The organism is Arthrobacter sp. NPDC089319, from assembly GCF_040684925.1.
Classification (GTDB): domain Bacteria; phylum Actinomycetota; class Actinomycetes; order Actinomycetales; family Micrococcaceae; genus Crystallibacter.
The window spans coordinates 55,155-76,743 of sequence record NZ_JBFBGZ010000005.1 but is presented as its reverse complement, the minus strand read 5'-3'; the positions used below and the strand labels follow the sequence as shown (position 1 = coordinate 76,743).

General features: G+C 65.9%; 24 protein-coding genes. 10 read left to right on the top strand and 14 right to left on the bottom strand.

The genetic code is table 11. The features are described from left to right. Positions 1-30: 30 nt before the first annotated feature. The 5 genes from AB0N75_RS08845 to AB0N75_RS08825 all read right to left on the bottom strand — a co-directional run bounded on the left by AB0N75_RS08845 (position 31) and on the right by AB0N75_RS08825 (position 4,432). Positions 31-1,632, bottom strand: coding sequence for a leucyl aminopeptidase family protein (locus AB0N75_RS08845; RefSeq protein ID WP_364648135.1), 1,602 nt, complete (start codon positions 1,630-1,632; stop codon positions 31-33). Positions 1,633-1,644: 12 nt separating this feature from the next. Continuing rightward, a complete protein-coding gene (locus tag AB0N75_RS08840; RefSeq protein WP_127511285.1) occupies positions 1,645-1,824 on the bottom strand; it encodes a DUF3117 domain-containing protein in 180 nt (59 codons plus the stop codon). Between the two features lie 175 nt (positions 1,825-1,999). Beyond that, on the bottom strand, positions 2,000-3,235 hold the full coding sequence (locus tag AB0N75_RS08835; protein ID WP_364648132.1) for a hypothetical protein: 1,236 nt from the start codon (positions 3,233-3,235) through the stop codon (positions 2,000-2,002). A 5-nt stretch (positions 3,236-3,240) separates the two neighbouring features. After that, complete coding sequence (locus tag AB0N75_RS08830; protein WP_364648129.1) at positions 3,241-3,615, bottom strand: DivIVA domain-containing protein; 375 nt, start codon at positions 3,613-3,615, stop codon at positions 3,241-3,243. A gap of 34 nt (positions 3,616-3,649) precedes the next feature. Next, positions 3,650-4,432: a TIGR00730 family Rossman fold protein gene (locus AB0N75_RS08825; RefSeq protein ID WP_364648126.1), complete on the bottom strand. Its 783-nt coding sequence runs from the start codon at positions 4,430-4,432 to the stop codon at positions 3,650-3,652. Positions 4,433-4,688: 256 nt separating this feature from the next. Here AB0N75_RS08825 and AB0N75_RS08820 point away from each other — a divergent pair, with 256 nt between their 5' ends. From AB0N75_RS08820 to AB0N75_RS08805, 4 genes are all read left to right on the top strand, one after another. Further along, a complete protein-coding gene (locus tag AB0N75_RS08820; protein ID WP_364648762.1) occupies positions 4,689-5,417 on the top strand; it encodes an amino acid ABC transporter ATP-binding protein in 729 nt (242 codons plus the stop codon). A gap of 58 nt (positions 5,418-5,475) precedes the next feature. Next, positions 5,476-6,330 carry a glutamate ABC transporter substrate-binding protein gene (locus AB0N75_RS08815; RefSeq protein ID WP_364648123.1) on the top strand — a complete coding sequence of 285 codons (855 nt, stop codon included), beginning with the start codon at positions 5,476-5,478 and terminating at the stop codon, positions 6,328-6,330. A gap of 67 nt (positions 6,331-6,397) precedes the next feature. Then, the gene (locus AB0N75_RS08810) at positions 6,398-7,093 is read left to right on the top strand and encodes an ABC transporter permease subunit (RefSeq protein ID WP_364648120.1); all 696 of its coding nucleotides are present in this window, start codon (positions 6,398-6,400) and stop codon (positions 7,091-7,093) included. After that, entirely contained in the window at positions 7,090-7,953 is an 864-nt protein-coding gene (locus AB0N75_RS08805) for an amino acid ABC transporter permease (protein WP_364648117.1), read from the top strand. The genes AB0N75_RS08810 and AB0N75_RS08805 overlap by 4 nt, the downstream gene beginning before the upstream one ends. A gap of 98 nt (positions 7,954-8,051) precedes the next feature. Here AB0N75_RS08805 and dapE read toward each other — a convergent pair whose 3' ends face one another. After that, a complete protein-coding gene (gene dapE / locus AB0N75_RS08800; RefSeq protein ID WP_364648114.1) occupies positions 8,052-9,140 on the bottom strand; it encodes a succinyl-diaminopimelate desuccinylase in 1,089 nt (362 codons plus the stop codon). 77 nt (positions 9,141-9,217) lie between these two features. On the opposite strand from dapE, the gene dapD reads away from it, so the two are divergent. Then, positions 9,218-10,189, top strand: a complete 972-nt coding sequence (dapD, locus tag AB0N75_RS08795; RefSeq protein ID WP_364648111.1) for a 2,3,4,5-tetrahydropyridine-2,6-dicarboxylate N-succinyltransferase — start codon at positions 9,218-9,220, stop codon at positions 10,187-10,189. A 20-nt stretch (positions 10,190-10,209) separates the two neighbouring features. Continuing rightward, positions 10,210-11,070 (top strand): hypothetical protein, encoded by an 861-nt coding sequence (locus AB0N75_RS08790; protein ID WP_364648108.1) that lies wholly within the window; start codon positions 10,210-10,212, stop codon positions 11,068-11,070. A gap of 15 nt (positions 11,071-11,085) precedes the next feature. Here AB0N75_RS08790 and AB0N75_RS08785 read toward each other — a convergent pair whose 3' ends face one another. Next, the gene (locus AB0N75_RS08785) at positions 11,086-11,697 is read right to left on the bottom strand and encodes a hypothetical protein (protein ID WP_364648106.1); all 612 of its coding nucleotides are present in this window, start codon (positions 11,695-11,697) and stop codon (positions 11,086-11,088) included. 186 nt (positions 11,698-11,883) lie between these two features. Between AB0N75_RS08785 and galE the strand changes: the two genes are divergently transcribed. Further along, positions 11,884-12,897 carry a UDP-glucose 4-epimerase GalE gene (galE, locus tag AB0N75_RS08780; protein ID WP_364648103.1) on the top strand — a complete coding sequence of 338 codons (1,014 nt, stop codon included), beginning with the start codon at positions 11,884-11,886 and terminating at the stop codon, positions 12,895-12,897. Positions 12,898-13,141: 244 nt separating this feature from the next. On the opposite strand, the gene AB0N75_RS08775 is transcribed toward galE, so the two are convergent. The 3 genes from AB0N75_RS08775 to fdxA form a co-directional block, all read right to left on the bottom strand. Beyond that, the gene (locus AB0N75_RS08775; RefSeq protein ID WP_364648100.1) at positions 13,142-14,425 is read right to left on the bottom strand and encodes a citrate synthase; all 1,284 of its coding nucleotides are present in this window, start codon (positions 14,423-14,425) and stop codon (positions 13,142-13,144) included. 162 nt (positions 14,426-14,587) lie between these two features. Next, on the bottom strand, positions 14,588-15,715 hold the full coding sequence (dapC, locus tag AB0N75_RS08770; protein WP_364648097.1) for a succinyldiaminopimelate transaminase: 1,128 nt from the start codon (positions 15,713-15,715) through the stop codon (positions 14,588-14,590). A gap of 5 nt (positions 15,716-15,720) precedes the next feature. Then, complete coding sequence (fdxA, locus tag AB0N75_RS08765; protein WP_127511272.1) at positions 15,721-16,044, bottom strand: ferredoxin; 324 nt, start codon at positions 16,042-16,044, stop codon at positions 15,721-15,723. Between the two features lie 91 nt (positions 16,045-16,135). Here fdxA and AB0N75_RS08760 point away from each other — a divergent pair, with 91 nt between their 5' ends. Then, on the top strand, positions 16,136-16,396 hold the full coding sequence (locus tag AB0N75_RS08760; RefSeq protein ID WP_364648094.1) for a hypothetical protein: 261 nt from the start codon (positions 16,136-16,138) through the stop codon (positions 16,394-16,396). On the opposite strand, the gene AB0N75_RS08755 is transcribed toward AB0N75_RS08760, so the two are convergent. Further along, positions 16,281-16,835: a hypothetical protein gene (locus tag AB0N75_RS08755; protein ID WP_364648759.1), complete on the bottom strand. Its 555-nt coding sequence runs from the start codon at positions 16,833-16,835 to the stop codon at positions 16,281-16,283. The genes AB0N75_RS08760 and AB0N75_RS08755 overlap by 116 nt on opposite strands. Between AB0N75_RS08755 and AB0N75_RS08750 the strand changes: the two genes are divergently transcribed. Continuing rightward, complete coding sequence (locus AB0N75_RS08750; protein WP_364648091.1) at positions 16,750-16,926, top strand: hypothetical protein; 177 nt, start codon at positions 16,750-16,752, stop codon at positions 16,924-16,926. The genes AB0N75_RS08755 and AB0N75_RS08750 overlap by 86 nt on opposite strands. Positions 16,927-17,049: 123 nt before the next feature. Then, positions 17,050-17,544: a winged helix-turn-helix domain-containing protein gene (locus tag AB0N75_RS08745; RefSeq protein ID WP_364648088.1), complete on the top strand. Its 495-nt coding sequence runs from the start codon at positions 17,050-17,052 to the stop codon at positions 17,542-17,544. 97 nt (positions 17,545-17,641) lie between these two features. On the opposite strand, the gene AB0N75_RS08740 is transcribed toward AB0N75_RS08745, so the two are convergent. The 3 genes from AB0N75_RS08740 to AB0N75_RS08730 all read right to left on the bottom strand — a co-directional run bounded on the left by AB0N75_RS08740 (position 17,642) and on the right by AB0N75_RS08730 (position 21,587). Then, positions 17,642-18,142, bottom strand: coding sequence for a hypothetical protein (locus tag AB0N75_RS08740; protein ID WP_364648085.1), 501 nt, complete (start codon positions 18,140-18,142; stop codon positions 17,642-17,644). Positions 18,143-18,152: 10 nt separating this feature from the next. Continuing rightward, the gene (typA, locus tag AB0N75_RS08735) at positions 18,153-20,075 is read right to left on the bottom strand and encodes a translational GTPase TypA (RefSeq protein WP_364648082.1); all 1,923 of its coding nucleotides are present in this window, start codon (positions 20,073-20,075) and stop codon (positions 18,153-18,155) included. A 174-nt stretch (positions 20,076-20,249) separates the two neighbouring features. After that, positions 20,250-21,587 (bottom strand): dipeptidase, encoded by a 1,338-nt coding sequence (locus AB0N75_RS08730; protein ID WP_364648079.1) that lies wholly within the window; start codon positions 21,585-21,587, stop codon positions 20,250-20,252. Between the last annotated feature and the right edge of the window lie 2 nt (positions 21,588-21,589).

Here is a 21,589-nt window from a genome sequence, read left to right as displayed (position 1 = left end):
CACCTGCGGGCTGGGCCACGGCTCGCCGGCCTAGCCCCCGTAGGAGCGCAGGAAGGACAACAGCAGCCGGGCACCGTAGCCGGTGGCGCCCTTGGTGACTTCGCCCTGATCGGAGTCGGCGCGGGCCGGACCGGCGATGTCCAGATGGATCCACGGCGTCCCGCCCACGAACTCGCGCAGGAACAGCGCCGCGGTGATCGATCCGCCGCCGACCTTCGACTTCTGCGAGGCAATGTGGGAGATGTCGGCGATGCCGGACTCCAGCGCGAAGCTGTACTCGGCGGCTACCTCGTCCAGCGGCATGTGCCAGACCCGCTCCCCGGTTGCTTCACCGGCGGCCTCGAAGGCACGCAGCAAGCCCGGCAGGGTGCCGTAAAGCGCCGCGTGCCGCTTGCCCAGGCCCATGGATGCGGCACCGGTTAAGGTGGCGACGTCCACCAGCACGTCGGGCTGCAACCGCGCCACGGCGTAGGCGAGTCCGTCGGCCAGCACCATGCGGCCCTCGGCGTCCGTGTTGCCGATCTCCACCGTGGTGCCGTTGTAGACGGTCACCACGTCGCCCGGCCGGTAGGAGCCGGCGCCGATGGAGTTCTCGGCCAGGGCTAGCAGTCCGGTGACACGGTGCTGCACCCCCAGCTCCGCGGCGGCGGCGAGCACGGCCATGACGACGCCGGCGCCCGCCATGTCGGTCTTCATCGGGACCATGGGCTCACGCGGCTTGAGGGACAGCCCGCCGGTGTCGAAGGTAATGCCCTTACCGACGATCACGATGTGCTTGGTGTCCTTGCCGGCGCGTGCGGGCGTGTAGTCCAGCTGGACCAGCCTGGGCGGAGTCGGGGACGCCGATCCCACGGCCAGCAACCCCCCGAAGCCCTCGGCAGCCAATTGCTGCTCGTCCCAGACATGGACGCTCAAGCCGCTGGCGCCGGCGATCCGGCTGGCCTGGCCGGCCATCCACTCCGGGTTCTTAACGTTGGACGGCATGTTCGCCAGATTCCGGACCAGCCAAGTGGCCCGGGCGCCGGCAGAGGCAGCCGTGGCCGTCCCCTCCGCCAGACCGCTGACTTCCAAAACCGCCGCCATCGGCTGCGGCGCTGTCGAGGAACCCGCACGCGGAGGCCGGTAGCCACCGAGCAGGAATCCCTCGATAAACGCCTGCTGCAGCTCTTCGGGCAAACTGTCGACGGCGGTGGTGCGCACCGTCTCAGTGCCCATGGTCGCCCGGGCCAGGGCGGCCCCGGCCTTGCGAAGCTCGGCGGGACTGCCGCTGCCCAGCCCAATCAGGACCAGCCGCGAGGGCAGGCCCTGGGAGTGCGGCGGGGCGGGCACAGCCAGCACGTCGCCGGCCTTGCCGGAGATCCCGTGGACCTCGGCCAAGGCCACCACGTCGACGCCGAAGTCCGCCGCCGCTTCTCCCGCACCGTGGCGTGGTTGTGGCGTGGCCCGCTCAGCGCCGACCTCGCCCGCCGCAATCGGCACGGCAACCACCGCGACGCCGGCGGCGCCCCGGACCGGCGATTCTCCTCGACCAAGCGGGGAGTGTGCCCGGACCTGCGCCATCGGCGGTTCGGTCAGGGTCGACTCCAGAGTGTGGGCGGTGTGTTCCGCTGCGGAGGCGGGAACGCGGCTCACAGCAAACGGTTCCTAGCTCGCCACGTCGCTGGTCACGCCCAGCAGGCAGTCTTTGAGGTTGCCCGCTTCTTCGGCGTTGAGTTCCAGCACCAGACGCCCGCCGCCGTCGATGGGAACCCGCAGGATGAGGCTGCGCCCCTCCTTGGTTACTTCCATCGGACCGTCACCGGTACGCGGTTTCATCGCAGCCATCTGGGAATTCCCTTCCGCCATGGGGCAGTCCGATCCGTGATCGCACTGCCCGCCAACCTCACATCAACGGCCTTCATTTGTGTGGCCGCCATGTCCAACCACTTTCTATTATCGCGTACATCACAACCGGGTGCTAATTCCGCCCCGGCGCGGTGCGGCGGACCCCGGCCCGCCGCTACGGCGGATAGTCCCCGCCGCCGGGCAGTTGCGACCACGACCAGAGCCAGGCGACCCAGACAATCTGCCCCGCCAGGAACATCACGGCCAGGCAGAAACGGTAGGCCCGGCTGCGGGACACGAAGGCCGCTGCCAGGGCCAGCGGGAAGAGCGGAAGCATCAGCCGGAACGTGCTGGTCTGCGGGTGCAGGAAGGCGAGCAGGTAGCCCAGATAGCAGACACACCACAGTCTCAAATCGGCGCCAATGCTCCGGACCGGCGGGCTGCACAAGAACCAGGCCGCCGCGGCGACCAGCAGCAGGGGCGCCATCATGCCGCCCACCGGCCCGAACAAGTGCACGCCCATGTCGAACCACGGCCTGAACAGCACCAGGTCATCACCCCGCCAGGCAGTTTCCGTGTCCGTGTAGGCGGTCGGCTCCCCGGTGACCCACCAGGCCAACACCGGCCAGGCCACGGCGGCGGCACAGCTGACCAGCGCCAGCGCTGCCGCGCGGAGGAACTCCGGGGTGTCCAGTGGGTCCGGGCGGCGCCGCTTGATCCGCCACAGCAGGTGCAGGCCGGCCAGCGCCGCGAACGGCACGCCCACCGGTCGGGACAGGCACATCAGCACCACCACCGGAATCGCCAGCAGGTACTTCCGCTGCACCAGCAGCAACAGCGCCGCCGCCAGCAGCGCCAGGTTCAGCGACTCCGCGTACGGCACCTGGAGGATCGGCGAGACCGGAAAGACCGCCACAAACGCCACGGCCCAGAGTGCGGTGCCGTGCGGTGCGTACCGCCGGAAGAGTTTGAAGATCACCAGCACGGCCGCAAAGCCGGCGATGGTGGCCACCAGCGGGGCCAGCACCTGCCAGCCCAGCCCGGTGGCTGCCGCCAGGCCGCGCACAATGCCGGGGAAGAGGGCGTAGAACGCCCATTGGTTCTCCACCGCCCGCCCATCCACACCGCGCGGAATGTCTGACGGATAGCCTTCCACATAGACCTGGTGGTACCAGGCGCTGTCCCAAATGCCGATGAAGGAGAGATAGTCCGGGTGCGCGTCGGTCCACGGATTCGGGCCTTGCTGCCGGGCCACCGCCAGGAAGACCACCAGCGAATACACCCGTGAGGCGGCATAGAGCAGAGTGACTTGAATCCACCACGGCCAGCCGGCGATCCGTTGGCGCCAGAAGAAAAACTCGGCGTTCACGGCCTCCCGCAGCACCCGCGTCCGCGGGAGACGGTCCTGCACCCGAGTCACCCTTCCCGCGCCGGGCGGGACCCGCCGTCGTGCTGTGGCTGGCTCAACTGCCGGATCAGCCGCTCCTTGGCACCCAGTTCGGACCGCAGGACCTCCAGCACTTCGTCCACTTGGTCCATCCGGTAGCCCCGCAAGGCGGTGGAAAACCGCAGGCTGTCCAGGTCTTCGGCGCGCGGATGTTCTGGCAGCAGCACCGCTGGCAGCCGCGCCTCATGCTCGCTCAGTCCGTGGAGGGCGGCCACGTGTCCCACTTCCCAGCCGCCGGCGGCGTCATCGTCGCTGGTTGCCTTCTTCCGCCCCCAGCGTCCGGACGCGGCAACAGCAGCCGCGCCGGCGACGGCGATGGCAAGGAAAACCAGAAATACGCTCACAGGACCATCGTGCCAGAGTGCGTGTACCGCTGGCTTAGAAACCCGTGCGGGCAGACAACCCGGAAACGATCTGTTGGACCGCTTCCTCGGCCGTGTCCACCACGCTGATCAGGTCCAGGTCGACCTCCGCGATCATGGTCTCGGTCAGCAGGGTGTTCCGGATCCAGTCGATCAGCGGCGACCAGAAAGCGGTGCCAACGAGCACAATCGGGAAGGACGTCACCTTCTTGGTCTGGACCAGCACCATCGCCTCGAACAGTTCGTCCAAGGTGCCCAGGCCGCCGGGCAGCACAATGAACCCCTGGGCGTACTTCACGAACATGGTCTTGCGGGCGAAAAAGTACCGGAAATTGATGCCCAGATCCACCCAGTTGTTCAGCCCTTGCTCAAACGGCAACTCAATGCCCAGTCCCACGGAAACGCCACCGGCCTCGCTGGCCCCCTTGTTGGCCGCTTCCATCGAACCGGGACCGCCGCCGGTAATGACGGCAAAGTTCTGCCGGACCAGTAAACGCCCAATTTCTTCCGCAATGGCGTAATGCTTGCTGCCCGACTTGGTGCGGGCGGAGCCGAAGACACTGATCGCCGGGCCAAGATCGGCCAAGGTGCCGAAGCCTTCCACGAATTCGCTTTGGATCCGCAGCACCCGCCAGGGATCCGTATGCGTGAATTCCGCCCGGTCCTTGGTATCCAACAGATACTGATCGGCCTGCGGGATGTCCGCTTGGCCGCGCCGCAGTTCCACCGGTCCCTTGAAACGGATCTTCGGAGCGCCGGGGCGTTGGGACGGCAGCGGAACATCTTGCTGGTTTGTCATTTCCCAAGGCTACAGATTCGGCGGCCGTCCGGGGCGGTTTTTCCATCGATTCGGCTAAGGATTCGGCGTTTTTGGCCCTCCTCGGGCAGGTTGCTCTTGAATCACAATTCCGACCGTCCTGTCGCCAATGCATTGCTTGAAGGGAATCTTTCGCTAGATTCGTTCCATGACCAGTGACGAATCGCATAGTGAAACGCCGCCTGCTGCTCCGGCGGCGGCAACCGGAGCCAGGTCTGCCACCCCGACGGGTCAGCCGCTGGTCTCCTTGAAGAACGTGAATAAGCACTTCGGTGCCCTCCACGTGCTGCAGGACATCAACTTGGAAGTCACCAAAGGCGAAGTGGTGGTGGTGATCGGGCCGTCCGGCTCGGGCAAGTCCACCCTCTGCCGGGCGATCAACCGCTTGGAAACCATCGACGACGGCGAGATCCTCGTCGACGGCACCAAGCTGCCGGCCGAAGGCAAGGCGCTGGCCAAACTGCGCGCCGACGTCGGGATGGTCTTCCAGTCGTTCAACCTCTTTGCCCACAAATCGATTCTGGAGAACGTGACTCTGGGCCCGATCAAGGTCAAGGGGATGAAGCCATCCGAGGCCAAGGAACTGGCGATGAGCCTGCTGCAGCGGGTGGGCGTGGCCAACCAGTCGCAGAAGCTGCCGGCTCAGCTCTCCGGCGGCCAGCAACAGCGCGTGGCGATCGCCCGGGCGCTGGCCATGAAGCCCAAGGTGATGCTCTTCGACGAGCCCACCTCCGCGCTTGATCCGGAAATGATCAACGAAGTGCTGGACACCATGGTGCAGTTGGCCAAGGAGGGCATGACCATGATCGTGGTGACGCATGAGATGGGCTTCGCGCGCAAGGCGGCGGACCGGGTGATTTTCATGGCCGACGGCAGGATCGTGGAGCAGGCCACGCCGGAAGAATTCTTCACCAACCCGAAGAGCGACCGGGCCAAGGACTTCCTGGGCAAGATTCTCGAACACTAAGACCCCTTACACACCTGGCCCTCCGTCCAAGGAGGGTCGACAAACGCAAGGAGAAGACATGCGAAAGACTCGTTACGGATTGGCTGCGATGGCGGCCGGAGCCGCGCTCGTGCTGTCCGCCTGTGGCGGCGGCGGCACCGAAGGCGGCGGAGAAGCGTCCGGCGGCAGCGGCGGCGGCGAGAAGGTCCGCATCGGCATCAAGTACGACCAGCCGGGCCTGGGCTTTTCCTCCGGCGGCCAGTTCAGCGGCTTCGACGTGGACGTAGCCAAGTACGTGGCCAACGAGCTGGGCTACTCCGAGGGCCAGATCGAATTCGTCGAGTCGCCCTCGGCCAACCGCGAAAACATGCTCGCCAACAATCAGGTGGACATGATCTTCGCGACCTACTCCATCACCGATGAGCGGAAGAAGACTGTCGATTTCGCCGGCCCGTACTTCGTGGCCGGCCAGGATCTGCTGGTCCGTGCGGACGACACTTCCATCACCGGCCCGGACTCGCTCAACGGAAAGAACCTCTGCTCGGTGACCGGCTCCACCTCGGCCCAGCGGATCAAGGACGAGCACGCCTCCAACGTGAACCTGGTCGAGCGGCCCAGCTACGCAGAATGCGTCACCGCCATGCAGGGCGGCCAGATCGACGCGGTGACCACCGACGACATCATCCTGGCCGGCCTGGCCGCGCAGCCGAACAATGCCGGCAAGTACAAGGTGGTCGGCAACCCGTTCTCCGAGGAGAACTACGGCGTCGGTCTGCCGAAGGGCACCGACAAGTGCGCCGATATCAACGCCGCGATCAACAAGATGGTCGAAGACGGCTCGTGGGAAGAGGCCCTGAAGAAGAACACAGAGGGCGTCGACTACTCCTACAACACCAAGCTGAACCCGCCGAAGCCGGGCGAAGCCTGCGCCTAGCCAGAACTGCTGTGGGGCGGGGCATTCCCGCCCCACAGCATGACACGCCTCTTCCCACCGAAAGGGGATGGACAGTTTGTCCGAGTATTTCCAGAGCTTTCTGACGGCGCTGGAGAGCTATGACGTCGTCGGAGCCTTCTGGGTCAATATCCAGCTCGCGTTCTGGGCCGCACTGGGCTCCGCGGTCCTGGGCACTGTCCTGGCGCTGATGCGTATCTCTCCCGTGCCCAGCTTTCAATGGGTAGGTTCTGCATACGTCAATATTTTCCGCAACACGCCGCTGACCATCATCATGACCTTCTGCATCTTGGTCCTCGTGTTCCAGCTGCAAATCAACCTCTCAAGCGACTTCAACTTCAACTTCTTCCTCTGGGCCGTTGTCGGCTTGACCGTCTACCACGCCGCCTTCGTCTGCGAAGCCATCCGCAGCGGTGTCAATACCGTGCCGCTAGGCCAGGCCGAAGCGGCACGTGCCATCGGCCTCAGCTTCCTGCCGGCGGCCAGGATCATCATTCTGCCGCAGGCCTTCCGCGGAGCCATTGCCCCACTTGGCAACACGCTGATCGCTCTGACCAAAAACACCACCGTGGCAGCGGCCGCGTCGGTCCCCGAAGCCGCCGGCCTGATGAAGACCATGATTGAATTCCGGCCCGACGTCATTCTGGCTATTTTCGCCACCTTTGCCGCCGGATTCGTTCTCATCGTGATACCCATCGGCCTACTGACCACATGGCTCTCGACGAAACTGGCGGTGGCACGATGAGCGTCAAGCAAAGCGTCCTCTTCGATGCGCCCGGCCCCAAGGCCAGGGCGAGGATCCTGGGAACCAACATCCTCGGAATCGTCGTATTCGTAGCCGCAGCGTTCTTTGTGCTGAAGGGTCTCAGCGACAAAGGCCAATTGGCACCCGAACTGTGGAGCCCCTTCCTGACCGCCGAAGTCTGGCAGTTCACCATTCTGCCGGGCCTGATGAATACCTTTAAGGCCGCCGCGGTGGCCATTGTCACCTCGGTCATCTTCGGATTGCTCTTTGGCGTGGGCCGGCTCGCCGCGAACGCCACGCTCCGCCGGATCTGCGGCGTGATTGTCGAATTTTTGCGGGCCGTCCCCGTGCTGCTGATGATGATTTTCTTCTATCTGCTCTTTGGACAGCTGCAGATTGGCACACCGGCTGACATTCCGTTCTACGCCGTCGTGGTGGCGTTGACGCTGTACAACGGTTCGGTCATCGCCGAGCTGGTCCGTTCGGGTGTGTTCGGCCTGCCCAAGGGCCAGCGCGAGGCCGGCATGGCCATCGGCATGACGCGGAGCCAGTCGTTGCGGAACATCGAACTGCCGCAGGCGCTCGTGGCCATGCTACCGGCCCTGGTCAGCCAGTTCGTGGTGATCTTGAAGGACTCCGCCCTCGGTTACATCATCACCTACGCGGAACTGCTGCGGTCTCTGCAGATCTACGGTTCCGCCGGGCCGATTCTGCAGGCGCTGACAGTAGCTGCTGTCCTCTTCATCATCATCAACTTTGCCCTGTCGTGGTTGGCAAACTGGTTGTCCAGGTTCCTGAGCAGCCGGACGGCGGGCGAAACCAAGCCGCTGACCACCCAGCCGATGGCCACCAAGATCTGATCTCGGCTGGACAGCGGGACAAGGAAGGGGAGGATGCCTGCGCATCCTCCCCTTCACCGTTAGGTCGGCAGCCTGATCCTACGGAGCCGGCCACAACGTCAGTCAGCCAGCCAGCGCCGGAGCGCGGCCAGGCATTGACGGATGGCCTCCGCCGGCACATGTTCGTTGTCGGTGTGGGCCAGCAGTGCGTCGCCGGGGCCGAAATTCACCGCCGGAATGCCCAGCTCGCTGAAGCGTGCCACGTCGGTCCAGCCGTATTTGGGCTTGGGCTCCGCCCCCACGGCGGCAACAAAGTCGGCGGCGGCGGGGTGGTTCAGGCCGGGGCGGGCCCCGGCCGCAGCATCGGTGCGCACCACGGAGAAGCCATCCAGCAGATTGCGCACATACTGCTCGGCGTCCTCGGGCGACTTGTCGGGGGCAAACCGATAGTTGATTTCCACCGTGGTGCCGTCCGGGATGACGTTTCCGGCCGTGCCGCCATTGATCTTCACGGCGTTCAGGCTCTCGCGGTAGTCCAGCCCGTCCACCGTCACGGTGGCCGGTTCATGGTCGCGGAGCCGGACCAGGATCTCCGCCGCAGCGTGAATGGCGTTGACCCCCATCCAGGCGCGTGCGGAATGTGCTGCTTGCCCGACGGTGCCGACCTCGAACCGGGCGGTGCCGTTGCAGCCGCCTTCCACCGTTCCGTCGGTTGGTTCCAGCAGGATGGCGAAGTCGCCCTGCAGCAACTGCGGGTGGTTGCGCACCAACCGGCCCAGCCCGCTCAGGGATGCTTCAACTTCCTCGTGATCGTAGAACACGTAGGTGACATCGCGGGCCGGCGCGGTCAGCTCGGCGGCCAAGGCCAGTTGCACGGCCACCCCGCCCTTCATGTCGGTAGCGCCCCGCCCGTAGAGCACAGTCCCGTGCCAGGCCGACGGCACGGTACCGCGGGAGCCGGCAGTGGTCGGCAGCGGCACGGTGTCCAGATGCCCGGCCAGGATGACCCGTTCCCTCCGGCCCAACTGCGTGCGGGCCACAATGGCGTCGCCATCCCGGACCACGTCGAGATGGGGCAGATTCCGCAAGGCGTCCTCGACGGCGTCGGCCAGTACCGTTTCGTTCCCGGAAACGCTGTTGATGTCGATCAGCGAGGCCGTCAGGTCGGCGACGTCGGCGGTCAGGTCCAGGGCGATGGTAGAAGTCACTTCCCCAGCTTAGCCAGCCGACCCGCGGTGCCATCAACGTACCGAAGGCGCCAAGCGCGCTCGGTAGACTTGAAACCATGACTGAGAGCACCACGGCTGTAACCGCGCCCCGCACCGCCTATGGCACCGGCTTGGCCACCGTCACCGACGACGGCACCGTCCTGGATGTCTGGTATCCAGCCCCGGCCTTGGGTACCCCGCCGGCGGCCCAAGAAGCCGAAGCCGATCTGGCGGCCGATGCCGCCGACGGCGCCGACGCCGACCGCGGCACCCATCTTGAGGTCCTCAGCCGCAGCATCGACCTGGACGCTCCTCCGGCGGACACCGCGGATGCCTACCTTCGCCTGCACCTGCTCTCCCACCGCCTCGTGGAACCCAACTCGCTGAACATGGACGGCGTCTTCGGCCAGTTGGCCAATGTGGTGTGGACTAATTTCGGTCCCTGCGCCGTGGAAGGCTTCGAATCAGTTCGCCGCCGTTTGCGCCGCCGCGGGCCGGTGACTGTGTACGGCGTGGACAAGTTCCCCCGCATGGTTGATTACGTGGTCCCTTCCGGCGTGCGCATTGCCGATGCCGACCGCGTCCGGCTGGGCGCGCATTTGGCCGCCGGCACCACCGTGATGCATGAGGGCTTCGTCAACTTCAACGCCGGCACGCTGGGCACGTCCATGGTGGAGGGCCGCATCTCTGCGGGTGTCATTGTGGCGGACGGTTCCGACGTCGGCGGCGGCGCCTCGATCATGGGCACCCTCTCCGGCGGCGGCAAAGAACGGATCAGCATCGGTGAGCGTGTCTTGCTGGGTGCCAACTCCGGCGTCGGCATCAGCATCGGCGACGATTGCGTTGTCGAGGCCGGCCTGTACGTTACCGCCGGCACCCGGGTCAGCCTTCTCGACGTGGCCAGCGGGGACCATCGCCAGGTCAAGGCCGTTGAGCTGTCCGGCCTGTCCAGCCTGCTGTTCCGCCGCAACTCCACCAGCGGCGCAGTGGAAGTCCTGCCGCGCAAGGGGCAGAGCGTCGAACTCAACGCCGTCCTGCACGCCAACTAGCCGATTCCCACGCCACCGCCATGTCCAGGGCAGCACGCATACGCCGCAGACGAAGTCTGGTCAGCCTGATCGTGCTGCTGGCCCTGGTCGGCGTCGGCGTCTACTTTGCCGCCACCGTGATTGACCGGAGCCAGACCCTGGTCAGGGAGCGGTGCACCGCCGTGGTTGGCTCGGACACCTTTGAACTGGCACCGGACCAGGCTGCGAATGCCGCGCTGATCTCCGGAGTATCCATCGAGCGTGGGCTGCCCGCGCGGGCCGCGTCGATTGCCCTGGCGACGGCCATCCAGGAGTCCAAGCTCCGCAATATTGACTATGGCGATACGGCCGGCCCGGACTCCCGCGGGTTGTTCCAGCAGCGGCCGTCGCAGGGCTGGGGTACCGAAGAGCAGGTACAGGACCCGGTGTATGCGGCGAACAAGTTCTACGAGGTGCTCGAAAAGGTTCCGGACTATGAGTCGATGCCGGTGACCGACGCCGCCCAGACGGTTCAGCGCAGCGCCTATCCTCTCGCCTATGCGGACCACGAGGCCGAGGCCAAGGCCTTTGCTTCGGCGCTGACCGGCCACTCCCCTGCCGCTTTGAACTGCGTGCTTAAGGAAGCCGAGGCGAGCGGGGACCCGAGTGCGGTGCTGGCGCAGCTGGCCGCCGTGCATCCCGGTCTGGACATGGCCGTTGCCGGACGCGAACTCCGGGTGGCCGCAGCCGATCAACGCGGTTGGGCCGTTGCCCAGTGGGCAGTCGCGTCCGCGAAGCAGCTCGACCTGGAGTCGGTCGCCTATGCGGGCTTGAGCTGGCAGCGCGACGACGGCGCGTGGGTCGCCGCCGATACCGCCACCGGTTACGTGGTGATGACCGTGGCGCAGGGCACCGAAGTGTGAACCGTTCGGACGGAGCTAAACCATGAGCTCAACAATCGGCTGCACGTAGCTGCGGAAGGTGGACTCGTCGTCCATCAGCGTTTGGGACATCAGGATGCGGTCCGGCTCCACGAACCAGGCGCGGGGCTCGCACAGCGGTAGCTCGATCAGCTTCAACTCGAAGGACCGCGCCGCGCGCCCCAGTTCCATCTCCCGGTCCTGGACGAGTACGCGGACCAGCTCTGATTTGCCCTTGGCTTCGCGCTCCTGCGCCAGCTTTCCGTACTCGGCCATCCTGGCCCGTGACCAACTCATTGCTGCGCCGAAGTGGGCCTGAAGCAGCCGCTGCAAGGCCGGGCTGTTGGCAAAGGCGGGAAACGATGGCGGCGTGAGTTTGGCGGCGTTTCCCGGGCGCTCCCGGACCAGGTCTTCCCACCATTCCTCCCACTCGCCCCGCAACGCGGAGGGACCGCCGACGTGCGCGGTCAGTTGGCGCGGATCGGCAGTGCGGACGGCGGGCAACACCGGCGAGACCGCCGGTGATCCTGCTCCCTCAAGGTCGGCAACGTCTCGAAGATACAGGGCCAGCAGCATATGCCCGGAGGTGTCGGCGGTCACCTGCCACCCCGGTCCACCTGTGAGGTGCATCCGGTCCGCATCCTTTCGCTCGTTTTCGGCGAGAGCAGCGCAGCCGTAATGCTCCCACTGCGGTCTACTGCACGGGATTCCGCTGCTGCCGGTAGCTCAACTCTAGACCTTGCTGTCCAGCTCCTCCACTGGGCCGCGCAGCGGCTCCGGCCGGGGGAACGTGGGCCAGCTACTAAGCTGGTAGCCATGAGAATTTTGGTCACCGGAGGAACCGGCTTCATCGGCTCGCATACCACCCTCGCCCTGCTGGAGGCTGGCCATGACGTGGTCGTGCTCGACAATCTGGCCAATTCCAGCGAGGAATCGCTGCGCCGGGTCCAGCAACTGTCGGGCAGGGAAGCACGGTTCTATCAGGCCGATCTCCTGGATGAGTCCGCGTTGGACCGTGTGCTGGGGGCTGAAAATGTTGACGCCGTGATCCACTTCGCCGGGCTGAAGGCCGTGGGCGAGTCCGTTGAGAAACCGCTGTATTACTACCACAACAATGTGGGCGGAACGCTGAACCTGCTCCGGGCGATGGATGCCCACAACGTCCGCACCATTGTCTTCAGCTCCTCTGCCACGGTGTACGGTTCCACCGAGGAAGTCCCGCTGACCGAAAAGTTGCCGCTGGACGCCATCAACCCCTACGGCCGGACCAAGGAGCAGATCGAGGACATCCTGTCCGATCTGGGCGCCTCCGACCCGCGCTGGCACGTGGCCTTGCTGCGCTACTTCAATCCGGTGGGAGCCCATGAGTCCGGCCGGATCGGCGAAGATCCCACCGGCGTACCGAACAACCTGCTGCCGTTCGTGGCCCAGGTGGCCGTGGGCCGCCGGGACAAGGTCCGGGTGTTCGGCAGCGATTACCCGACGCCGGATGGCACCGGTGTGCGCGATTACATCCACGTGATGGACCTGGCCGCCGGCCACTTGGCGGCGCTGGACTTCATCGCGCAACGGTCCGGAGTGCGCCGCTGGAATCTGGGCACCGGCAAGGGATCGTCCGTGCTGGAGGTGCTTGCCGCATTCGGCAAGGCCGCCGGATTCGACATCCCCTACGAGCTGACCGACCGCCGCCCCGGCGACGCCGCCGTCAGCTACGCCGATCCCTCTGCCGCGCTGGCTGAACTTGGCTGGTCCGCCGTGAAGACGCTGGAGCAGATGTGCGAGGACCATTGGCGCTGGCAGAAGAACAACCCGAACGGCTACGCCAGCTAGACCGGCACCGGCTGCAGGGGTTCGGCGACGCGCTTAGCCGTTCGCAGCTTCCCGACCTTCGCAAGCTAAGGCCGGGCCCTCGCGGCTCGCTTGCGCTCGTTCCTCCGTCGGCGATGCGCGCTTACGATAAACCCCTGCTCCTCCCGGACATGCGAACGGCCCCTGGATTGCTCCAGGGGCCGTTCGGCGTTAGTGCATGGTCTCCACGCGCTCGCTGGCGCTCGCTTGGTCGACCACCGGGGGTTTAGCGGGCCGGGTACTGGCGCTCTTGGGCGCCCGTGTACAGCTGGCGCGGGCGGCCGATCTTGGTCTGCGGATCCTTGATCATCTCGCGCCACTGGGCAATCCAGCCGGGCAGGCGGCCGATGGCGAATAGCACGGTGAACATCTTCTCCGGGAAGCCCATGGCCTTGTAGATCAGGCCGGTGTAGAAGTCCACGTTCGGGTACAGCTTGCGCTCGATGAAGTAGTCATCCGCCAGTGCCTTCTCTTCCAGGCGCATGGCGATGTCCAGCAGCTCATCGTTGCCGCCGAGCTTGCCCAGGATCTCGTGCGCCGTGGCTTTCACCAGCCGGGCGCGCGGATCGTAGTTCTTGTAGACGCGGTGCCCGAAGCCCATCAGGCGCACGCCTTCTTCCTTGTTCTTGACCTTCTCCATGAACTGCTCCGGCTCCTGGCCGCTGGCCTGGATCTGGCGGAGCATGTTCAGCACGGCCTCGTTGGCGCCGCCGTGCAGCGGGCCGAACAGGGCGTTGATGCCGGCGGAGACGGAAGCGAACATATTGGCGTTCGAGCTGCCCACCAGGCGCACGGTGGACGTGGAGCAGTTCTGCTCGTGGTCTGCGTGCAGGATCAGCAGCAGGTCCAGCGCCTTGACCACGGTGGGGTCCAGTTCGTAGGGCTCGGCCGGCAGACCGAAGCTGAGCCGCAGGTAGTTCTCCACCAGGTTCATGGAGTTGTCCGGATACAGCAGCGCCTGGCCGATCGACTTCTTGTGCGCGTACGCGGCAATCACCGGCAGCTTGGCCATCAGGCGGATGGTGGACAGTTCCACCTGCTCGTCATCAAACGGATCCAGCGAGTCCTGGTAGAAGGTGGACAGCGCGCTGACCGCGGAGGACAGCACCGGCATCGGGTGGGCGTCGCGCGGGAAGCCGCCGAAGAACCCCTTGAGCTCCTCATGCAGCAGCGTGTGGCGGCGGATCTTGTGGTCGAAGGTTTCCAACTCCGTGGGCGTCGGCAGTTCGCCGTAGATCAGCAGGTAGGAAACTTCCAGGAAGGACGAGTGCTCGGCAAGCTGCTCGATCGGGTAGCCGCGGTAGCGGAGCACGCCGGCGTCGCCGTCGATGTAGGTGATGGCGGAGGTGGTCGCCGCGGTGTTCATGAACCCCGGGTCGAAGGTGACCGCGCCCGTCTGCTTCAGCAGTTTGGATACGTCATAACCGTCATTGCCTTCGGCGGCCTTGAGCCGCGGAAGTTCGAGTTCGCCGCCGGCAAAGTGCAGCGTGGCACCGGTCTGCTCAGTCATTGAGTCCCCTTCAGGAGGTTTGGAAGCTAACGGCACGCCGGGCGCTTGTGGCTCTGAGCATGCACATACTCGGGTAAAACGCTACCCGCACAGTCACCGATATATCTAATCCGCGACTCACATTTTTGTTCGTATCCACAGTCAGCGGCCACCTTCGCGGGGTCAGGAGAGCCGTTCGACGGCGGCGTCGATCCGTTCATCGCTGCCGGTCAGCGCCACTCGGACGTAGCCGTTCCCGGCGTCGCCATAAAACACCCCGGGGCCGATCACAATGCCCAGTTCGGCAAAACGGCCCACGGTTGTCCACGTATCTTCACCCGCAGTTCCCCAGAGGTACAGCCCGGCCTCGGAGTGGTGGATCGCCAGGCCGAACTTCTCCAGCGCCGGCAACAGGCGCTCCCGCCGGCCCCGGTACAGGTTCTTTTGTTCCTGAACGTGCGCATCGTCCTGCAGCGCCGCACACATCGCGGCCTGCACCGGGAACGGCACGATCATGCCCGCGTGCTTGCGGCTGTTGATCAGATTGCGCATCAGTTCCGGGTCCCCGGCCAGGAAGGCTGCCCGGTAGCCGGCGAGGTTGGATTGCTTGCTGAGCGAATAGGTGCACAGCAGGCCCTCATGCGAGCCCTGCGCCACAACGGGATTCAGCACGCTGGGAACGGTCCGTCCGCCGCGCGCGGTGTCCCAACTCCCCCAGCCCAGTTCCGCATAGCATTCGTCGGAGGCGACGACGGCGCCCAGCGTCCGGGCGTCCTCCACGAGGGCACGCAGTTCGTCCTGGTCCCGGACGATGCCGGTGGGGTTTCCCGGCGAGTTGACCCATACCAGCTTCACCCGGCTGCGGGTCTGAGCGTCCAGGTCCGCCAGGCTGTCGGCAGCCACCGGGGTGGCACCGGCCAGGATGGCACCCATGTCATAGGTGGGATACGCGACGACGGGCCGCACCACCACGTCGTCCTCGCCGAGCCCCAGCAGGGTGGGCAACCACGCAACGAGTTCCTTCGAACCGACGGTGGGCATGACCGCCTCCGGGTCCATGCCGGGAACATTGCGGCGGCGGGCAAACCAGTCAGCTACCGCTGCACGCAGATCGGCGGTGCCGTGGGTGGTCGGGTAGCCCGGGGCGTCGGCGGCGGCGGTCAAGGCCTCGCGGATGACGGCCGGCGTAGGGTCAACCGGCGTGCCGATGGACAGATTCACCGCGCCGCCGGGGTGCTCTGCCGCCTTCTGCGCATAGGGCGCCATGGCATCCCACGGGTACTCCGGCAGCTGCAAGCCGAAAGAGCTCATCGAGTTCAGTCTTGGTTCTGCGGCGGCAGCGCGGCGATCAGCGGGTGGTCCTTGTGGGTGTTGCCCAGCTTGGCAGCACCACCCGGCGAACCCAGATCGTCGAAGAACTCCACGTTCGCCTTGTAGTAGTCGGCCCACTCCTCGGGAGTGTCATCCTCGTAGTAGATTGCTTCCACCGGGCATACTGGTTCGCACGCTCCGCAGTCGACGCATTCATCCGGATGGATGTAGAGGGACCGTTCACCTTCGTAGATACAGTCCACCGGGCATTCTTCAATACATGCCTTGTCTTTTACATCCACGCACGGCTGTGCGATTACGTACGTCACGTCCGTCAGCACCTTTCTGAACAGTTAGCCCAAGCGTATCGCTTGGGACCATTATCTCCCCAGCCGGAGGCCTCGCCCCTAGGATGGTCACGTGATACCCGCTACTCCTTCAGCCCCTGTCACCTTCCTGGCCTCCGCCGCGCCCGGAACGCGGGTGGTGGTCCGCTACCGGATAGAGGGCGGCTTCACGGACGCGCTCGGTGAACTGCTGGCCGCGGATGCGGACACCTGCACGGTCAGGACGGCGCGGCGCGGGGACGTCGTCGTTCAGTTGTCTGCGGTGACGGCGGCGAAGCAGGTTCCGCCCGCACCGCCGCGGCGCGCTCCGCGGGCGGGCCGTCAGCCCTCGTAGCCGTCCGGCAGTTGGCGCAGGGACCACAGCGGGGAGAACAGCACCGGCGCCGCCGCGAGAAAGGTCCCGGCCGGCTGGGGGGGGGCGGTGGCGGCGCCCCGGTTGGCCCAGTCGACCGGCGAGGGAGCACCGGCACGTAGCTCCGGTAGGCCACATCGAAGAACACGGTGGCCGGGCCCAGCACTCCCGCCACCGCATACAAGTGCCATATCTGCAGCAGGTCCATCCACCACAGCAGCGGTACGGACAGCATGGCGGCGGCCCGCACCAGATCCGCCGCGATCATGACCCTCCGCTTGAGCCAGCGGTCAACCCACGCTCCTGCCGGCAGCCCGATCAGCAGGAACGCTGCGGTGGCACTGGCAGTGAGCACGCCCACGTGGAATTCGCTGGCGCCAAGGATCACCACCGCCAGCACCGGCATGGTCAGGTGGCCGATCCGGACCCCGAATTGGCTGATGATTTGGGCGGACCAGAAGGCGGCGAAGTTCCTGTCCCGCCATAACGACGACGGTGCTTCCCGCGGCTAAGAACCTTCGGCTTCCGCGGTGGCTCCGGCAGCATGCGGGGCAGGAGGCTCGGTCACCGTCAAAGTCTTGATCAGCGATTGGGGAAAGTCAATCATTCTGCCGCAGGTGTCGTATGCTGGATTCATGCCTACGGATCAGGACCTGCAAGCCACCGGGCGGGCGCTCAGCTCACCGGTCAGGCTGCGTATTCTCCGGCTCTGCCTGCACCGGTCCCGGACCAACAAGGAGATCGCGGAGCTGCTCGGCCTGAATCCGGCCACGTCCCTGCACCATGTGCGCACGCTGCTCAACACCGGCTTCCTCGAGGCCGAAGAACCACGCAAGGGTAACCGGGGCGCCAAAGAAGTCCCCTACCGTGCCACCCGGATGTCCTGGGGCGCCAAGATGCCGGATGCGGCACCTGTGTTGGTGGAAACCTTCCTGCAGGAGATCGAGGGCCTGGCCCCGGACGAGATCGAAACGACGCGGATGGGTATCAAGCTCAACGACGCACACCGCAACGAGATGCTGGCGAAGATCCGCGCGATCTTCGAGGAATACGCGCTGCTGCCCGCCGACGAGGACGGGACGGCAACCTCAATCTTCCTGGCCCACCATCTGGATCAAACGGCCAACTGACGCCCTTCGCCCCATCTGACGCCCTCACGCCCACGGACGGAATGAGGCCCCCGGCCGGACGCACCAGGCCCCGGCCGGACGGAGTCAGGCCCTGGAATCAGGCTTTCGCCCGCCGTGGTTTGAGCGCCCAGATGCAGACCAGCATCGCCGCCAGTGTGGCCGGCACCAGCCCGATCATCCAGATCCGGCCGGCCACGGCAATCGGCAATTCCACCGCGGCGGACGTCCCCGTGACAATCAGCGCCTCGGTTCCCGGTGCCAGGGCCATCAGTCCAACCAGGACATACGCGAGAACACCGGTTAGTCCGGCCATCAGCACATTGCGCGTCTTGAGCCCGGCCCAGACCATCACCGCCAGGGCGAACAGCAGAGCCGCCGCGGCTCCCCACGGATAGCTGGCGTGCTCGGCATACAGGATCTGTGAGTGCAGGGCCGTCCCGGCGACCGCCGTCACCACCGCTCCGAAGACAGCGGTGCCCCAGCCCTGGAAAGGGGGACGCCGCCGTCGTGCTTCAGGCCGTTCCGGCGCCTCGAAGGATGGGTTAAAAGCGGAAGGCAACCCGCCGTGGTCTCCGGCGGGTTGCCTCTGCTCTGTCATACGGTCCAGTTTATGCCCTGGCGCGCGCACGGGCGGCCTTGAGCCGCTCGTTGGCGTCCAGGACCAGCTTGCGGATGCGGATCGCCTCCGGAGTGACCTCGACGCACTCGTCCTCGCGGGCGAATTCGAGGGACTCTTCCAGCGTGAGGGTCCGCGGCGGAGTGAGGTTCTCGAAGCTGTCGGAGGAAGCGGCACGCATGTTGGTGAGCTTCTTTTCCTTGGTGATGTTCACGTCCATGTCATCGGCGCGCGAATTCTCGCCGACAATCATGCCTTCGTAGACCTCCGAGGTGGGCTGCACGAAGAAGGAGCCACGTTCCTGCAGGTTGATCATCGCGAAGGGAGTGACCACGCCGGACCGGTCGGCCACCATCGAGCCGTTCGTGCGGTACTCGATCGGCCCGGCCCACGGCTCGTAGCCTTCGGAAATGGAGGCGGCGATGCCGGCACCCCGGGTTTCGGTCATGAAGCGGGTACGGAAGCCGATCAGGCCGCGGGCCGGAACGATGAATTCCATCCGGACCCAACCGGTGCCGTGGTTGGCCATGTTGATCATCCGGCCCTTGCGGGCGGCCATCAACTGGGTCACCGCGCCGAGGTACTCTTCGGGCACGTCGATGGTCATGTGCTCCATCGGTTCGTGGACCTTGCCGTCGATCGTCTTGGTGACCACCTGGGGCTTGCCCACGGTCAGCTCAAAACCTTCGCGGCGCATCTGCTCCACCAGGATGGCCAGCGCCAGCTCGCCGCGGCCCTGGACTTCCCAGGCGTCCGGGCGCTCGGTCGGCAGCACCTTCAGCGAGACGTTGCCCACCAGCTCCTTGTCCAGCCGGTCCTTGACCTGGCGGGCGGTCACCTTGGCACCCTTGACCCTGCCGGCCAGCGGCGAGGTGTTGATACCGATGGTCATCGAGATGGCCGGATCGTCCACCGTAATGAGCGGCAGCGGCTGCGGGTTCTCGGCGTCGGTCAGGGTTTCACCGATGGTGATGTCCTCGATGCCGGCGACGGCGACAATCTCGCCGGGGCCTGCGGATTCCGCCGGAACACGCGAGAGTCCCTTGGTGGCCAGCAGCTCGGAGATCCGAACGTTCTTCAACTGGCCGTCCTGGCGAGCCCAGGCCACGGTCTGCCCCTTCTGCAGGGTGCCGTTGTAGATGCGCAGCAGCGCCAGACGGCCCAGGAACGGGGAAGCGTCAAGGTTGGTCACGTGGGCCTGCAGCACGCCCTCCGGATCATAGGACGGGGCCGGAACGTGTTCCATGATGGTGGCGAACAGCGGCTCCAGGTCCTCGTCTTCCGGCAGGGTGCCGTCGGCGGGCTGGGTCAGCGAGGCGCGGCCGGCCTTGCCGGAGGCATAGACCACGGGAACGTTGAGGACGGCGTCCAGATCCAAATCGGGGACTTCGTCGGCCAGGTCGGAAGCCAGGCCCAGCAGCAGGTCCATCGCCTCGGCAACGACAGCGTCGATGCGTGCGTCCGGACGGTCGGTCTTGTTGACCACCAGAATGACGGGGAGCTTGGCGGCCAGCGCCTTGCGCAACACAAAGCGGGTCTGCGGCAGCGGGCCCTCGGAAGCATCAACCAGCAGGACCACGCCGTCCACCATGGACAGGCCGCGCTCCACCTCGCCGCCGAAGTCGGCGTGGCCCGGGGTGTCGATCACGCTGATGGTGATGGTCTCGCCTTGGGCGGCCGGGCCGGAGTAGAACACAGTGGTGTTCTTGGCCAGGATGGTAATGCCCTTTTCACGTTCCAGTTCACCGGAGTCCATGACTCGCTCTTCGGTTTCGCCGTGGCTGGAGAAGGCTCCTGTGTGCTTCAGCATGGCGTCCACGAGGGTGGTCTTCCCGTGGTCGACGTGGGCTACGATGGCGACGTTGCGAAGGTCGCTGCGAACGGCGCTCTGCGTCGATGCGGTGGTTTCAGACATGCGGGATTACTCTTCCGTGGATTACATGGAACCTGGGCCTAATATCGGACAGCCAGCGCCGTGCCCGGATGCGGGTAGGCACTCCATTGTAATCCGCGGTGCCACTGATGGCCTAACGGAGACCGGATCCGAATCCGACGGCGGTACCCAAAACCCGGCCTCACGCGCCGCGGGTCAGGCGCCGTAGCCGCGCAGGAACAACGCCAAACTCAGCGCCAAGTGCTCGATTTCCCCGGGGTCCACGCTTTCGTTCGGTGCGTGGATGAGCGCGAGCGGCTCCTCCACACCCATCAGGATGATCTCCGCTTCCGGATAGGTATCGGCAAGCACATTGCACAGCGGGATGGACCCTCCCTGCCCGAGCATGGTCATCGGGGTGCCGTACGCCTCCTGCATCGCCGCGCCCATCGCGCCAAACCCCGGTCCGTCGACGGATGCCTCGAACGGAGAGCCGATCGCTTCGGTCCGCACGTCCACATTCACGCCCCAGGGGGCGGTGGCACGCAACTGCGCGACCAACGCGTCGTGGGCCTCGTTAGCATCCGTACCTGGCGGTATCCGGAGGTTGAGCCGAGCGGCCGCCCGCGGCACGATCGCGGCCGAAGAGCCCGTCACTGGAGGGCAGTCGATGCCCAGCACCGTCACGGCGGGCCGCGCCCACAGCATGTCCGAGACCGTTCCGTCGCCGAGCAGTTCCACCCCGTCGAGCACGCCGGCGTCGGTGCGGAACTGCTCGGACGGATATGGCTCGCCCTGCCATGAACGGGTCGCGTCGAGCCCCGCGATCGTCGTGTTGCCCTTCCTGTCGCGGAGGTCGGCGAGCATCTCGACGAGAGCGGCCAGCGCGTCGGGCGCCGGTCCGCCGAACATGCCCGAATGCACCTCGGAGGCGAGTGCCTGCACGGTGACGACGACGTTCGCCATGCCGCGCAGGCTGACGGTTGCCGCGGGTCGCCCGACCGCCGCATTTCCGGTGTCGCAAACCAGGATTGTGTCCGCGCGCAGGACATCGGGGTTGGCTTCCACGAACGATTCAAGGCCTCCGGTGCCCTGTTCCTCGGAACCTTCAACGACGAGTTTCAGGTTCACCGGTATGTCGTCTCCGAGCGCTCTCAGCGCCAGCAGGTGCATCACAATGTTGCCTTTGCAGTCTGCTGCCCCGCGTCCGTACCAGCGGCCGTCAACCTCGGTAAGCTCGAACGGCGGCGTGCGCCACGCGGACTCATCGAGCGGCGGTTGCACATCATAGTGCGCGTAGAGCAACACCGTCGGGGCGGCCGGGTCTGCGGCGATGCGCCGCCCGACGACGGCGTGGCTCCCGTCCGGGGTGAGTTCAAGACGCGCATCGGCGAAGCCGAGCGCGGTGAATCTGTCGCGCACCCACTCCGCCGTCCTCATGCATTCCTCGGGCGGGAACTGGCGCGGGTCGGCTACGGACTGCATGGCCACAAGCTCCGAGAGCTCCGCACGCACGGTTGCCATGAGTTCGCTGATCCGGACGCGCAGGTCCATGG

Excerpts from the sequence above, each read along its gene's own strand:
- dapD (WP_364648111.1), top strand. The coding sequence starts at position 9,218 with ATGACTGAGAGCACCACGGCTGTAACCGCGCCCCGCACCGCCTATGGC.
- AB0N75_RS08790 (WP_364648108.1), top strand. The coding sequence starts at position 10,210 with ATGTCCAGGGCAGCACGCATACGCCGCAGACGAAGTCTGGTCAGCCTG.
- AB0N75_RS08810 (WP_364648120.1), top strand. The coding sequence starts at position 6,398 with ATGGACAGTTTGTCCGAGTATTTCCAGAGCTTTCTGACGGCGCTGGAG.
- AB0N75_RS08815 (WP_364648123.1), top strand. The coding sequence starts at position 5,476 with ATGCGAAAGACTCGTTACGGATTGGCTGCGATGGCGGCCGGAGCCGCG.
- AB0N75_RS08730 (WP_364648079.1), bottom strand. The coding sequence starts at position 21,587 with ATGGACCTGCGCGTCCGGATCAGCGAACTCATGGCAACCGTGCGTGCG.
- typA (WP_364648082.1), bottom strand. The coding sequence starts at position 20,075 with ATGTCTGAAACCACCGCATCGACGCAGAGCGCCGTTCGCAGCGACCTT.
- dapC (WP_364648097.1), bottom strand. The coding sequence starts at position 15,715 with ATGAGCTCTTTCGGCTTGCAGCTGCCGGAGTACCCGTGGGATGCCATG.
- galE (WP_364648103.1), top strand. The coding sequence starts at position 11,884 with ATGAGAATTTTGGTCACCGGAGGAACCGGCTTCATCGGCTCGCATACC.
- AB0N75_RS08805 (WP_364648117.1), top strand. The coding sequence starts at position 7,090 with ATGAGCGTCAAGCAAAGCGTCCTCTTCGATGCGCCCGGCCCCAAGGCC.
- AB0N75_RS08740 (WP_364648085.1), bottom strand. The coding sequence starts at position 18,142 with ATGACAGAGCAGAGGCAACCCGCCGGAGACCACGGCGGGTTGCCTTCC.
- AB0N75_RS08785 (WP_364648106.1), bottom strand. The coding sequence starts at position 11,697 with ATGCACCTCACAGGTGGACCGGGGTGGCAGGTGACCGCCGACACCTCC.
- AB0N75_RS08840 (WP_127511285.1), bottom strand. The coding sequence starts at position 1,824 with ATGGCTGCGATGAAACCGCGTACCGGTGACGGTCCGATGGAAGTAACC.
- AB0N75_RS08825 (WP_364648126.1), bottom strand. The coding sequence starts at position 4,432 with ATGACAAACCAGCAAGATGTTCCGCTGCCGTCCCAACGCCCCGGCGCT.
- AB0N75_RS08745 (WP_364648088.1), top strand. The coding sequence starts at position 17,050 with ATGCCTACGGATCAGGACCTGCAAGCCACCGGGCGGGCGCTCAGCTCA.
- AB0N75_RS08775 (WP_364648100.1), bottom strand. The coding sequence starts at position 14,425 with ATGACTGAGCAGACCGGTGCCACGCTGCACTTTGCCGGCGGCGAACTC.